11 protein-coding genes are annotated in these 13,192 nt (G+C 32.3%); 2 read left to right on the top strand and 9 right to left on the bottom strand.

All coding sequences use genetic code 11. The annotated features are described in order from the left end of the window. Positions 1 to 276: 276 nt before the first annotated feature. From AAEO58_RS10640 to rsfS, 9 genes are all read right to left on the bottom strand, one after another. The gene (locus tag AAEO58_RS10640; RefSeq protein ID WP_341683371.1) at positions 277 to 1,623 is read right to left on the bottom strand and encodes a hypothetical protein; all 1,347 of its coding nucleotides are present in this window, start codon (positions 1,621 to 1,623) and stop codon (positions 277 to 279) included. Next, the gene (locus AAEO58_RS10635; RefSeq protein WP_341683370.1) at positions 1,610 to 3,319 is read right to left on the bottom strand and encodes an IPT/TIG domain-containing protein; all 1,710 of its coding nucleotides are present in this window, start codon (positions 3,317 to 3,319) and stop codon (positions 1,610 to 1,612) included. Before AAEO58_RS10635 ends, AAEO58_RS10640 begins: the two co-directional genes overlap by 14 nt. Positions 3,320 to 3,533: 214 nt before the next feature. Continuing rightward, on the bottom strand, positions 3,534 to 4,307 hold the full coding sequence (locus AAEO58_RS10630) for a superoxide dismutase (protein WP_341683369.1): 774 nt from the start codon (positions 4,305 to 4,307) through the stop codon (positions 3,534 to 3,536). 12 nt (positions 4,308 to 4,319) lie between these two features. After that, a complete protein-coding gene (locus AAEO58_RS10625; protein WP_133610778.1) occupies positions 4,320 to 4,601 on the bottom strand; it encodes an acyl-CoA-binding protein in 282 nt (93 codons plus the stop codon). A 3-nt stretch (positions 4,602 to 4,604) separates the two neighbouring features. Beyond that, positions 4,605 to 5,258, bottom strand: coding sequence for a phosphatidylserine decarboxylase family protein (locus tag AAEO58_RS10620; RefSeq protein WP_133610776.1), 654 nt, complete (start codon positions 5,256 to 5,258; stop codon positions 4,605 to 4,607). Next, positions 5,248 to 6,054 (bottom strand): phosphatidate cytidylyltransferase, encoded by an 807-nt coding sequence (locus AAEO58_RS10615; protein WP_341683368.1) that lies wholly within the window; start codon positions 6,052 to 6,054, stop codon positions 5,248 to 5,250. Before AAEO58_RS10615 ends, AAEO58_RS10620 begins: the two co-directional genes overlap by 11 nt. Continuing rightward, positions 6,054 to 6,659 carry an LUD domain-containing protein gene (locus AAEO58_RS10610; RefSeq protein WP_133610772.1) on the bottom strand — a complete coding sequence of 202 codons (606 nt, stop codon included), beginning with the start codon at positions 6,657 to 6,659 and terminating at the stop codon, positions 6,054 to 6,056. The genes AAEO58_RS10615 and AAEO58_RS10610 overlap by 1 nt, the downstream gene beginning before the upstream one ends. 106 nt (positions 6,660 to 6,765) lie before the next feature. Then, positions 6,766 to 8,685, bottom strand: coding sequence for an ATP-dependent zinc metalloprotease FtsH (gene ftsH, locus AAEO58_RS10605; RefSeq protein ID WP_341683367.1), 1,920 nt, complete (start codon positions 8,683 to 8,685; stop codon positions 6,766 to 6,768). An 8-nt stretch (positions 8,686 to 8,693) separates the two neighbouring features. Further along, complete coding sequence (gene rsfS / locus AAEO58_RS10600; protein WP_133610768.1) at positions 8,694 to 9,065, bottom strand: ribosome silencing factor; 372 nt, start codon at positions 9,063 to 9,065, stop codon at positions 8,694 to 8,696. 85 nt (positions 9,066 to 9,150) lie between these two features. Here rsfS and AAEO58_RS10595 point away from each other — a divergent pair, with 85 nt between their 5' ends. Beyond that, the gene (locus AAEO58_RS10595) at positions 9,151 to 9,882 is read left to right on the top strand and encodes a biotin--[acetyl-CoA-carboxylase] ligase (RefSeq protein ID WP_341683366.1); all 732 of its coding nucleotides are present in this window, start codon (positions 9,151 to 9,153) and stop codon (positions 9,880 to 9,882) included. 103 nt (positions 9,883 to 9,985) lie between these two features. Next, on the top strand, positions 9,986 to 13,144 hold the full coding sequence (locus tag AAEO58_RS10590) for a cytochrome c biogenesis protein CcsA (protein WP_341683365.1): 3,159 nt from the start codon (positions 9,986 to 9,988) through the stop codon (positions 13,142 to 13,144). The last annotated feature ends 48 nt before the right edge of the window (positions 13,145 to 13,192 follow it).

The following is a 13,192-nucleotide window of genomic DNA, read 5'->3' as shown; positions in this document are numbered from 1 at the left end:
TGGGATTTTTTTCTTTATACTTTAAAAATGGCGAATAGCCATAAACAGCTTTTTTAACGTTCTGCGGCTTTAAGAAGTTGAGGATTTGTAAGCCCTAAACTTTCGATTAAACACCGAAAATCAAAAGTACAAAACAAACTTTAAATTAAGTCCTAAAACCCCAATTTCTTAAAACCCTGTTGGCGGTAGTTTTTTTAATTATTTGTTGAAATTGAAAAATGGGTTAAATAGTTTAATAAATAATAATAATCTCAGAACTTAATTTTAATTTTTTTATTAAAATGTTTCAATAGCACATTTTATATTAAAATAAAAACTGTATCCATATCCAAAACTCCAATAGGTGACTGGTTCGTAACCTCCGATTACCTTTAAACCATTACTTGTAAGCATTGGAAATAAAGGATATAATTTGGTGTCAATAACTTCAATGAGCTCATAGCTTGAGTTGAATTTATGGATTTTTTTCTCATTTTGAACTGTAGCATAAATATTGTTGTTATTATCAAACACAAACTGAAAATATTTCTTCCCAGTGATATCACTTAACTTTATTTCCTGTTGAAAATTAGATAGGTTGAAAATGCGTCCGTCTATTGATGTAATAAATTTTGATTTAGAAGTATTCCAAGAAAATATATTTGGATCCATTGCATTGTTACCCAAAATGGCACCTTGAGTGCCAGCCCCAAAATCTGGCATACAATTAGAAGCGTTACAATTAGTAGGATTATAACTGCGAATAGCTGCACCACTACCATACAAGAATAAGAAATTATGATCACTTAATGTTTCTACGTAGTTAGCTGTTGTAGCAATATGTGTGTTTTCTGATGTGCCATTTGTAGTGTTATAATACCACCATATTTCTTCATCTTGATAATAAATTCTATCTCCATCAACCGCGAATGCATTTAAGTTATCGTTAATAATCGTGTTATAAATAGCCGTTGTTGTATAATTTTCAGTATTTATTTTATAAATTTTGCCTTGAGTGTCTGCTACGTAAAGATCGGTATTGTTTACAATATGAAATTTATTATTTAATAAATTACCATTGGTAAATAGTATTGTTTTGGTAAGCTGGTTCAGAGTACCATTATATCGTTTCAAAGCTCCGTTTCCTTGTCGATCTAGAATATGAAATTCATCAACAAGAATAGGATCTTTTTGTACTTGAAACGGAACAATATCAAATGTTACTATATTCCGAATAAACTTTTTTTGTTCACTTTCGAGACTTAATAGTCCTGTAGGGTTTGTTGGATTTGTTGGGGTTAACCTTTCATCAGTATAATTAATTTTTATGGTATAGGACACTTCTGTTTTATAAGGCACATCATTATCGATGAATGAAGTTTCATTAGAAGGAAGATTTGCAACAAGCTCTAACGTTACATTATCAGTTGCATTATTTTTCGATTGTCTGTATATTAGTAAGTCCTCAATAATAATTCCATTAGGTCTTACTAATTCCCAATTAAGTTTTACCTGACTGTAAGAAGTTTCAAAATTTGTGACTTTTATTTCTAATGTAGTACTTTGTTCTTCATCACTACTGCATCCAAGTAGAATGAATGCAACTAGGCTAAGTATTTGGTATTGTTTTTTAAAGAATTCCATTGATAATTTGTTTTCTTAATTTTTGAGTATAAAATGTGTTTTGATAATAAGAAGTCCAGCTATTTTTAATATAATAAATTTCATTGTTTAATGTAAAAAAGCTGTTGCCATAGTCAAACAAGTTATCATTAGTTATAGGTACAGATTGTTGGGTAATAATATTAAAAAAATATTGATTATAGTTTAATTGTTTTCCGATTATGGCATTTGAATGTTCAAAACTAAAAACGTGTTGGTACGTGGTAACAGCAAGACTTGAACTAATCTTATAAGTTAAGTCAACAATTCCATAGGAAATATAAATATTGTTTCCATGGAATAAATAACTACATTTTCCCGATCCTGAAGGACTAACAAGAGGTAAATCTGAAAAAGCAGTATTTGAAAGCTGAGACCATGAATTAGAGGTAGATGAATATTTATATTTTTGATTTCGAACTGTTATGGTTCCATTTGTGTTATTCAAGCCACTAAGCATATATAGGTTATCTTGATATGCAAATAGTATTGGGTTTAAAATTATATCTGTAGAAGGCAAACTTAATGTAACTTCACTGAAGTTATTCATATTTAATTTTGTGAGAGAAAAAGATTCTACATTTGGTATGCGTTTATAAAGATAAACCGAACCATTTCCGTCATAAACGGCATCATAAATAAATCCTGAATAATTGAAAGCTGTTAATTTGGTCCATTTTTCTGTCGTTGGTGAAAATTCAAATAGACTGTAGATTCGTGGAGCAGATAAATTATTATTTGTTTCGTATGCAAATTGATAAGCTTTTCCGTTGTGTTCAAAAATAGTATGTTCTAATCTATGATTATCTATATGATCAACCAAGATAGCATCATTCTGTATAGGAATATTACAATCATAACTAAACGTTAGTCCAGCGGTTTTATAGGTAACATTTGTAATTTTAAAATCCTGATACGGTCCAGGAGGAATTGTTATACTTAATTGATTGTTAGAAGATGAAAAATAACAACGGATACCATTAATGTATACTTCTCCAAATTCATAATTAGGATTAAAATTTTGTCCGTTTACCGTCAATTCAGATGTAATCCAAGCTGAAGTATTCTGAATGCCATTGATTAAAGGATTTTTTAAATGTAAAGGCAAGGTTGAAGTTACTTCTTGCAATTGAGCCCTAACTTTGACTTGTAATTCTGAAGCAGTAATTTCAGTTGGAATTTGTATTTCAATTTTATCATACGCAACATTTATAATAGTTGCATTTTTATTATTAACAGTTACTGATACAAAATCATCAAGAATATCAAAATTTTCACCGAATAGGGTTAACGTCTCATTAAAAGTAACATTATCACTACTATAGCTTCTGATTATTGGCGTTTTTAAAGAAAAGGTTGTATTAAGTATTGTTTTGTTTTCGTTTAAATCGATAACCTTGAGTGTTGGAGTATTTGTTGTAATGGTTCTAGGAACTACCACCATAATCTCTTCATCAGAAACATAATTTACTTCGGCTTCTTCTGAATCAAAAAAGACTTGTATTTGGTTTGGTTCTATATTTTGTACTTGAATTAATAAAGATTGTCCCAGTAATCCAGTTGTTGGAAAGTTATCTAGAGTTGGAGGAATATAATCGGTGTCATCGCTACAAGAGTTGAACACTATAATTAGTAATAAAAAAAATGCAGTAGCAACGCTAGTATTGATAGCTTTCATATTAATTAAAATTTACAATTTATAACAGTTGTTTTTTCTGAGTAAAATTTATCATTAGTTGCATTAAGTTATTGAATTCGTCGAGTTTCTATAAAATTAGCGCCAACTCATTTATATGAATAACAAAATCATACACAGCTACCCAATTTTGGGTGTATATGTCTGACAAGTATCAGTTTTATTTCTTCAAAAAAATAATTAAAAAACCAATCAGCTATATCTTACTCACAGCCGTTTCATATTTAGCATTCACGATATTCCAATCGATGACGTTGAAAATAGCGGTTAAATATTCGTTGCGTTTGTTTTGGTAATTTAAGTAGTAGGCGTGTTCCCAAACATCAATAGCTAAAATAGGAGTCCCTCTTACTTCTGCATTTGGCATTAATGGGTTGTCTTGGTTGGCGGTGCTAGTAACGGCTAATTTTCCTTCACGGGTAACTACTAGCCATGCCCAACCGCTTCCAAATTGTCCTGCTGCGGCTTCTGTAAGTTGTTTTTGTAAGTTGTCAAACGAACCTAATTCGGCAGTAATGGCTTCGGCAAGAGCGCCAGTAGGAGTGCCACCACCTTTAGGATTTAAAATCTCAAAAAATAAATTGTGGTTGTAGTAGCCACCAGCGTTATTTCGGATTTCTTTATTGTTAACGTCTAAGTTTTTTAAGATGTCTTCTACGGTTTTTAATTCTAAATCGGTACCAATTACGGCTTTGTTTAGTTTGTTAGCGTAACCTAAATGGTGTTTCGAATAATGAATTTCCATCGTTCGACCATCAATATGAGGTTGTAAATCGTCGTAAGCGTATTTAAGTCCACGCATTTGAAAAACACCACCTTCAGTAACTTTAACATCAGCTGGATTTCCTAAGGCTGAAATTTTAGTTTCTACTTCTGGATCTGGAATTTTAACTTCTTCTAATTCGTTTTCCTTTTTACAGCTCGTCATCATAAATGATATACAAGCCAAAATCAATAATGACTTTTTCATTTGTAATGCAGATTATAAGTTACGTTCTTTCAGTAATTTATTGATGATATTGATGTATTCTGCTTTGGCATCATCTGGTTTCAGATGTTTTACTTGCATCCAAGCATTTAATTTGAAAGCATTTCTAATATCCTGAGGATTTTGAAATAATAAAGGGTTTGTGGTTTCGGATGTAGCTTGTTTGTACAAACCATACAATATTAATTGCATATCCTGTGGCACCGATTCTTGCGGAATCAATTGTGCGTTAGCAAATGCTTCGTCAAATAAAGTATTGATATCCTTTTCGCTCATTCTTTATGCTTTTTTACTAATAACGGTTTTGTTTCCGATAGCTTTATCACCTAATTTTACATTAACTTCAGTTCCCAATGGTAAATATATATCTACTCTTGAACCAAATTTAATAAAACCTGCATCTTTACCTTGAACCACACGCATGCCTTCTTGAGCGTAATTTACAATACGTCTTGCTAAAGCACCTGCAATCTGACGGTATAAGATTTCACCATACACTCTGTTGTTGATAACAACAGTGGTTCTTTCGTTTTCTTCGCTTGCTTTTGGATGCCAAGCTACTAAGTATTTTCCTGGGTGATATTTGCTGTACTTTACGATTCCGTTTACACAATAACGCGTAACATGCACATTTATTGGTGACATGAAGATAGAAACCATCAAGCGTTTGTCTTTGAAATATTCAGGTTCGTAAACTTCTTCTATAACTACTACTTTTCCGTCTACTGGAGCAAGAATGTGATTGTCGCTATTATCGGCAACTCGAGTTGGGTTTCTAAAGAATTGTAAAACTAAAACTAAAATTACTAATGCGAATAAGTATAAAATAGTTCGTAACCAATTTATAGCAACAAATTCATCGGTTAAGAAAATAATACCCACAACTAAAAGCAGGGTAATTAAAATGATTTTTGAACCTTCTTTATGAAACATAGTATAAAATTAAATAAAATAAATTAATAAATGGAATTACAAATATAATACTATCTAGTCGATCTAAAATACCTCCGTGACCAGGCATTATATTTCCGGTATCTTTTATGCCGGCTATACGTTTTAATTTTGACTCTATTAAATCGCCTAACGTACTGAAAACACTAACGATAGCTGCAATCACAATCCAAATGTAAAGGGTTGAAGCCATGATGTAATAATTAGCCAATAAAGCACCTCCAATTATGGTAAATGCTAACCCGCCAGCAAAACCTTCAATGGTTTTTTTAGGAGAAACACTTGGAAAAAGCTTGTTTTTGCCTATGTTTTTTCCAACTAAATACGCAAAAGTATCGTTGGTCCAAATTAAAACAATAATTGAAATTAAAATTTTTGGATTGTATCCTTTCACGCCCATTGCAATATAATTTGCCAAGATAAAAGGAAGAATTACGTATCCAAAGAGTAAAAAGTAGCGCGTGTAAAGTTGAAAATTGGTTTTCTTGGTATTGAAAAGATATAGTAATAATTTAACCGAAATTATAACGGCTATAGCAGTTAATGCTGTATTTAAATTTAAATCGGAGTTTTTATTCCATAAGAAATAATAGGAAGCAGCGGCAACAGGAATGCTAACATAGAAGTTCAATCCGCACATTTTGCAAAATTCATAAACTCCAATAATCAAAAAAGCGCCAAAAAGAATCGCTAAACCCTCTTTAGAATAAGATATACAGCCTAATAGTAATACAGCATAAACGGCTCCAGATAATGCTCTTTTTAGCGTTTCATTCATTATAAATCCTCTAAAAGAAGTAGGTAAAGATTTTTATGGCAACTTCCATAGTGAAGAAAATCCTGTTCTTTTACTTCTTCAAAATATTTTATGGTGGTAATATTAGAAGGGTAATTTTTTTCGTGTGTGTTTTTAATTCGCCTTAAGCCATCGCTTTTGCTATTTACAATTTGACTTGTGGTTGCGAAAATAATCATGTTTGTAGGCAATTCATTTGGTTTGAAGTGCTTAAACTGATTAGATGAGAATAAGATAGAACCTTCATCTGCAATTAAATTTTCGCAAGAAGAAAGAAAAAACACTGGTGGTGTAGTATTATTGTAGGTTAGTTTATTGTCGTCAAGAAGATAAAGTAATCGGTTGTCATAACATTGTGCGTTACTTTCAAACCAATCGTTTTCTGCTAAAATATTTTCAAAATTCTCTGCAATTTCATCTAAATTTTCACAATAAATAAATTTACCTCCATTTTCTTTAAAATTGAAAGTAAATTGTTCGTCTATAGGCAATGTAGTGTCAGGCGAATAAGGACTTTTAACTTCTTGTTTCTTGTCGCTTTCGTCTTCGTCTCCCGAAGTGCCAAAAAATTTTCTAAAAAGACTCATGTATCTTTAGTCGTTTTTTATTGTGTGAAAATCAAAGATAAAAAAAAACTTAGTTCTTTTCCTAAGGAACTAAGTTTTTTATTAATATTATTTTGTTGATAAGTCCTTATTCCGCAGCAGGAATTTCATCTTCTTTGTCAAAAGGTCTTTTTCCGAAAATAGTTTCCAAATCATCTTTGAAAATTACTTCTTTTTCTATCAGAATATCAGCTAATTGAGTTAGCTTTTCTTTGTTTGTTTCTAAAATGTGAATTGCTCTTTGATATTGCTCTTCAATTAATTTAGAAATTTCAGTATCGATAACTTTTGCAGTTTCTTCAGAATACGGTTTAGAAAAATTGTAATCCGATTGCCCAGTTGAATCGTAATACGTGATATTTCCAAGCTTATCGTTCAATCCGTAAATCGTAACCATTGCTCTTGCCTGACGCGTTACTTTCTCTAAATCACTCAAAGCACCTGTTGAAATTTCATTGAAAATTACTTTCTCAGCTGCTCTTCCGCCCATAGTAGCACACATTTCGTCTAGCATTTGGTCTGGTCGAACAATCAGTCTTTCTTCTGGTAAATACCAAGCTGCTCCTAAACTTTGTCCACGAGGAACAATCGTAACTTTTACAAGTGGAGCTGCGTGTTCTAACATCCAACTAACAGTCGCGTGTCCAGCTTCATGAATGGCAATTGCGCGTTTTTCAGCTGGAGTAACAATTTTATTTTTCTTTTCTAAACCACCGATGATTCTATCAACAGCGTCTAAGAAATCTTGTTTGTCTACCGCTTTTTTGTCTTTACGAGCTGCAATTAAAGCGGCTTCGTTACAAACATTAGCAATGTCAGCTCCAGAGAATCCTGGTGTTTGTTTTGCTAAAAATTCAGTATCTAATTCCTCTGATTTTTTCAAAGGTTTTAAGTGTACTTCAAAAATTTCCTTACGTTCTCTAATGTCTGGTAAGTCTACATAAATTTGTCTGTCAAAACGACCGGCACGTAATAATGCCTTATCTAAAACATCAGCACGGTTGGTAGCAGCTAAAACAATTACGTTTGAATTGGTTCCAAAACCATCCATTTCAGTCAATAACTGATTCAGTGTGTTTTCTCTTTCGTCGTTAGCACCTGTCATGTTGTTTTTTCCACGAGCTCTACCCACAGCGTCAATTTCGTCAATGAAAATGATTGATGGTGATTTCTCTTTGGCTTGTTTGAATAAATCTCTAACACGAGAAGCTCCAACACCAACAAACATTTCCACAAAATCAGAACCTGATAAAGAGAAGAAAGGTACTTTAGCTTCACCTGCAACGGCTTTAGCTAATAATGTTTTTCCAGTTCCAGGAGGCCCAACTAATAAAGCTCCTTTTGGGATTTTACCACCAATTGAAGTATATTTTTCAGGAGTTTTTAAGAATTCTACAATTTCTTGAATTTCTTCTTTTGCACCTTCTAGACCGGCAACGTTTTCAAAAGTTACACGAGTATCGTTCTTTTCATCAAATAGTTTAGCTTTCGATTTACCAATGCTGAAGATTTGTCCACCTCCGCCACCAGAACCACCTGACATTCTTCGCATCATAAAGACCCAAAGTCCAACTAAAAGTAAGATAGGTAAAAGCATCGAGATGATTTCACCCCACATGCTTTCAGGCTCTTTCTCGTAATCTGTAAGTTTACCTTCGCTTGACGCTTTTTGTAAGTTTTCTTGAAAGGTTTTTAAATCACCAATTTCTGTAAAATAGTGAGGTCCTTTCGTATTTAGTTTTCCTAAAACATCATTTTTTACTTTGTCATGTGCTTTATCTGTTAAAGCCGCTTTCTTTAAGTAAACTGTTGCTTTAGTATTGGTAAATACTACTTTTTCTACCTGATTTTTATCTAAATATTGATAAAATTTTGATAATGTAGTTGGCGCAGGATTGCTTAAATCAAAACCAGTAGAAAATAAATTAATGGTTAAGAAAATGACAATAACCAGTCCAATACTCATCCATGGACTAAACTTAAAGTTAGAATTACTATTTTGTGCCATAAGAAATTTTAGTATTTAGTTTCAATGGTTGTGATTTTTGCATCACCCCATAAACTCTCAATTCGGTAGTATTCACGAATGTGTTTTTGGAAAACATGTACTACAATATTCACGTAGTCCATTAAAACCCATTCTCCATTTTCAGCACCTTCAACGTGCCATGGTTTATCTTTTAATTCTTTTGAAACGATTTTTTGTACTGAACCTACAATTGCATTTACTTGAGTATTTGAATTTCCATTACAAATTACAAAGTAGTCACAAACCGTGTTGTCAATTTCTCTTAAATCAAGAATGTCAATATTTTCTCCTTTTACTTCTTCAATCCCTTTGATGATGTTTGCTAATAAATCATCATTATTAATCTGCTTCTTCGCCATTTATTATTTTTGTATTTATGCAAAGGTATCATTTTTTGTGATTATTTTTGAACCTTAACATAAGATTAAATTTTGTTATTGTATTATGAAGATAATCAAACTCGATGCCATAGATTCTACCAATAGTTTTTTGAAAGCACTTTCGGCTCAAGAAAGTTGCGAAAATTTCACCGTTGTTAGTACCGAATCACAAACACAAGGAAAAGGACAAAGAGGTTCGGGTTGGACTTCTGAAACAGGTAAGAATCTAGCTTTTAGTGTTTTATATAATCAAAAAATAGAAGAAATTTCAAGTCTTTTTACCTTGAATATAATTGTGGCTTTGAGTGTAGTTGAAGCACTAAAAACAGTTAGTAATTTAAATTTTGCCATTAAATGGCCAAATGACATCTTGGCAGAGAATAAGAAAATTGCTGGCATTTTAATCGAAAACACCTTCAAAAATTCAAACGAAGTACAATCGATAATTGGAATTGGTTTGAATGTGAACCAATCTCAGTTTGAAAATTTGCCACAAGCATCGTCTTTATTTTTATTGGAAAGCCAATTATTTGATAGAGAAACACTTTTAATTTCCATCGTAAATCGATTAGAATTTAATTTAAATCAACTTGAAAATCTTAACGAAGATTATTTTTGGAACGCTTATCATGCTATTTTGTTTAAGAAAGATGTTGTTTCGACTTTCGAATCGGCATCAGGAAATCGATTTGTAGGAAAAATTCAAAAGGTAACAAAAGACGGCAAATTAGAAGTTTTATTGGAAGACGATTCGATAACCTTTTTCGATGTGAAAGAAGTAAAAATGTTGTATTAAAATCATTCGAATAGAAAATCCTCAAACCTTTGTTAAACTTCGCGGAAAAGTTTTTGTTTTTGAGTACATTTGTGCCAATTTATAAAAAACGTATTCCCAACTCATGGAGAAAAAAATACTATCCCTGTTATCTTCCACACGCTTAATGGCTTTTTTATTCATTGCTTTTGCTGTAGCCATGGCAGCCGGAACTTTTATTGAAGATGCTTATAATACTGATACAGCAAGAGTTATTGTTTACAATGCCGTTTGGTTTGAAGTCATTATGGTGTTTTTTGTAATCAATTTTATTGGAAACATCAAACGTTATCAGTTACATAAAAAGGAAAATTGGGCTACCTTATTATTACACCTTTCTTTTATTCTAATTATTGTAGGTGCTTTTGTAACTCGTTATATTAGTTATGAAGGAATGATGCCTATTAGAGAAGGAGAATCTGCAAATATCATTTATTCCGATAAACCCTATTTAACTGTTTTAGTTGACGGAAATCATGAAGGTCAAATGCGTCGTAAGACTTTTGAAAAAGATTTGATTTTAGCTCCAGAAATTAAAGACGATGCTTTTTTGAATACGTTTGCTATCAATGACTTTTCAATGGGAGGTGAATTCAGCGGCATTCCTTTTGAAGTAGAATATCAAGAGTTTGTTATGAACGCAACGGAAACTGTTGTAGCTTCAGAAAGCGGACAGTTGATGATTAAAATGGTGGAGTCGAGTGGAGGAACACGTCACGAACACTACTTAAAAGAAGGCGAAGTTCAAAACTTACACAACGTACTTTTTGCTTTTAATAAATATACAGAAGGCGCAATCAACATTACCAAAATTGCGGAAGCTTATACCATTCAAACGCCTTTTGAAGGAGATTTTATGCGAATGGCTGATAAATTACAAGGTAAAGTGGCTAAAGATTCTGTGCAACCTTTAATGTTACGTTCGTTGTATAACATTGGTGGAGCTCAGTTTGTATTTCCAGAGCCAGCAATTAAAGGAGAATTGACTTTTAAATCGAATAATGATTTTAAAGACAAACAAACCGATGATGCTTTGAAAGTTAAAATCAAAACACAAGGAAAAGAAGAAGTTCTAACATTAGTAGGAGCAAGAGGAAAACAAGGAGTTCCACAAAGCGTAAAAATTGGTGATTTAGAGTTTACGTTATTCTTCGGAAGTAAAGTTTACAACACTCCATTTACAATCAAATTAGATGATTTCATCGCTGATAAATATCCAGGAACAGAAAATAGTTATTCGGCTTTCAAAAGTAAGATTGAAGTTATTGATACCGAACAAAAGAAAACATTTAAAGACAGTGTTTTTATGAATAATATCTTAGATTACAGAGGATTTAGATTTTTCCAAGCCGGTTTTGATCCAGATGAAAAAGGAACAAATTTATCGGTAAGTCACGATTTCTGGGGAACTTGGATTACGTATATTGGTTATTTCTTATTATACTTCGGAATGATGGCTATCTTATTCAATAAAAATACTCGTTTTGCTAGTTTGAAAGAAAAATTAGAGAAAGTGAAAACAAAGAAAGCAGGTTTATTGAGCGTCTTTTTGATTTTATTTTCGACTTTAACTTTTGCTCAAGAGCACAATCACCAACCAAGTAAAGAAGAAATTCTAAAATTATTGAAGGAGCACGAAATTTCGAAAGAGCACGCGAGCGAATTTGGAAAAGTAGTAATTCAAGATAATGGGCGAATGAAGCCTATCAATACGTTTTCATCTGAATTACTTCGTAAAGTATCAAAAAGCGATACGTATGAAGGGATGAATTCGGACCAAGCGTTTTTATCGATGACACAATTTCCTCAATATTGGTATGGTTTGCCAATCATTTATTTGAAAAGAGGAAATGATAGTATTCGTAAATTAATTGGAGTTGAAAAAGAAGCTAAATATGCGCCACTTATTTCATTTTTTGATGAAACTGGAAATTATAAATTAGCCAAATTTTTAGAAACCGCTTATAAAGAACCAGTTCCAAATCAATTCCAAAAAGATTTTATTGAAGCGGATAAAAAAGTAAATCTTTTATATTCGGCTTTGAGTGGACAAATTTTAAAAGTGTTCCCAGTTCCAGGCGATAAATCGAATAAATGGGTTTCGTTTTTAGAAGTGAACCAACCAACAGGAACTGCTTTAGATTCGATTAAAAACGTAATGCCATTTTACTTAAATGCTTTGGAAAAAGCTTCTAAAAGTAATAATTACGAATTACCAAATAGTCTTTTAAAAGGATTAAACGAATACCAAAAGAAATACGGTTCTGCCGTTATGCTTTCTGAAAGTAAAATCAGTTCTGAAATCACATACAATAAATACGATATTTTCAAGAGATTGTACTATATGTATATGTTGGCTGGGGTTTTAATGTTGGCTTTCTGCATTGTTCAAATTTTCAAAGATTCAAAAGTAATCCGAACCATTATCAATGTTTTTCATGGATTAATCGGTTTGTTTTTCATATTGCATTTAGCAGGATTAATTGTTAGATGGTACATTTCAGGACACGCGCCTTGGAGTGATGCGTATGAAAGTATGATTTATGTAGCTTGGGCAACCATGTTCTTTGGATTAGCTTTTGGAAAAGATTCGAAACTTACCGTAGCTTCAACAGCATTTGTAACTGCAATGATTTTGATGATTGCACATTGGAATTGGATGGATCCAACAATTGGAAACTTACAACCTGTTTTAAATTCGTATTGGTTAATGATTCACGTTGCAGTAATCGTAGCGAGTTACGGACCATTTACTTTAGCGATGGTTTTAGGTTTAGTCTCATTATTCTTAATGATTTTCACTAACGAAAAGAACAAAGAAAGAATGAAATTAAGCATCGACGAAATCACATACATCAATGAAATGGCGTTAACCGTAGGTTTGGTCATGTTAACCATAGGAAACTTCCTTGGCGGACAATGGGCTAATGAAAGTTGGGGACGCTATTGGGGTTGGGATCCAAAAGAAACTTGGGCATTAATTAGTATTATGGTCTATGCGTTTGTGATTCATGCGAGATTTGTTCCTGCTTTAAGAGGAAGATGGATTTATAACGTAATGAGTGTTTTAGCTTTTGCTTCGATTTTAATGACGTATTTTGGAGTAAATTTCCACTTAAGCGGTTTGCACAGTTACGCTTCGGGTGAAAAACAAAACGTAACCTATTACTTCATTATTTTAGCAATTGTCTTGGTAATTGCAGCAATAGCTTACTTTCCGTACAAGAAGTATTATAAAAAATAAGAATTTGGTCGCTAATTAGCGACCATTTTTTTTAAGAAATGTTTATCA

This window comes from Flavobacterium helocola (assembly GCF_038289885.1).
Classification (GTDB): domain Bacteria; phylum Bacteroidota; class Bacteroidia; order Flavobacteriales; family Flavobacteriaceae; genus Flavobacterium; species Flavobacterium cheniae.
The sequence above is the reverse complement of the archived record's forward strand: the minus strand, read 5'-3'. Positions and strand labels throughout refer to the sequence as shown.

What these genes read in the sequence shown, in the direction of transcription:
- AAEO58_RS10640 (WP_341683371.1), bottom strand. Translation starts at nt 1,623, where the DNA reads ATGGAATTCTTTAAAAAACAATACCAAATACTTAGCCTAGTTGCATTC.
- AAEO58_RS10635 (WP_341683370.1), bottom strand. Translation starts at nt 3,319, where the DNA reads ATGAAAGCTATCAATACTAGCGTTGCTACTGCATTTTTTTTATTACTA.
- AAEO58_RS10630 (WP_341683369.1), bottom strand. Translation starts at nt 4,307, where the DNA reads ATGAAAAAGTCATTATTGATTTTGGCTTGTATATCATTTATGATGACG.
- AAEO58_RS10625 (WP_133610778.1), bottom strand. Translation starts at nt 4,601, where the DNA reads ATGAGCGAAAAGGATATCAATACTTTATTTGACGAAGCATTTGCTAAC.
- AAEO58_RS10620 (WP_133610776.1), bottom strand. Translation starts at nt 5,258, where the DNA reads ATGTTTCATAAAGAAGGTTCAAAAATCATTTTAATTACCCTGCTTTTA.
- AAEO58_RS10615 (WP_341683368.1), bottom strand. Translation starts at nt 6,054, where the DNA reads ATGAATGAAACGCTAAAAAGAGCATTATCTGGAGCCGTTTATGCTGTA.
- AAEO58_RS10610 (WP_133610772.1), bottom strand. Translation starts at nt 6,659, where the DNA reads ATGAGTCTTTTTAGAAAATTTTTTGGCACTTCGGGAGACGAAGACGAA.
- ftsH (WP_341683367.1), bottom strand. Translation starts at nt 8,685, where the DNA reads ATGGCACAAAATAGTAATTCTAACTTTAAGTTTAGTCCATGGATGAGT.
- rsfS (WP_133610768.1), bottom strand. Translation starts at nt 9,065, where the DNA reads ATGGCGAAGAAGCAGATTAATAATGATGATTTATTAGCAAACATCATC.
- AAEO58_RS10595 (WP_341683366.1), top strand. Translation starts at nt 9,151, where the DNA reads ATGAAGATAATCAAACTCGATGCCATAGATTCTACCAATAGTTTTTTG.
- AAEO58_RS10590 (WP_341683365.1), top strand. Translation starts at nt 9,986, where the DNA reads ATGGAGAAAAAAATACTATCCCTGTTATCTTCCACACGCTTAATGGCT.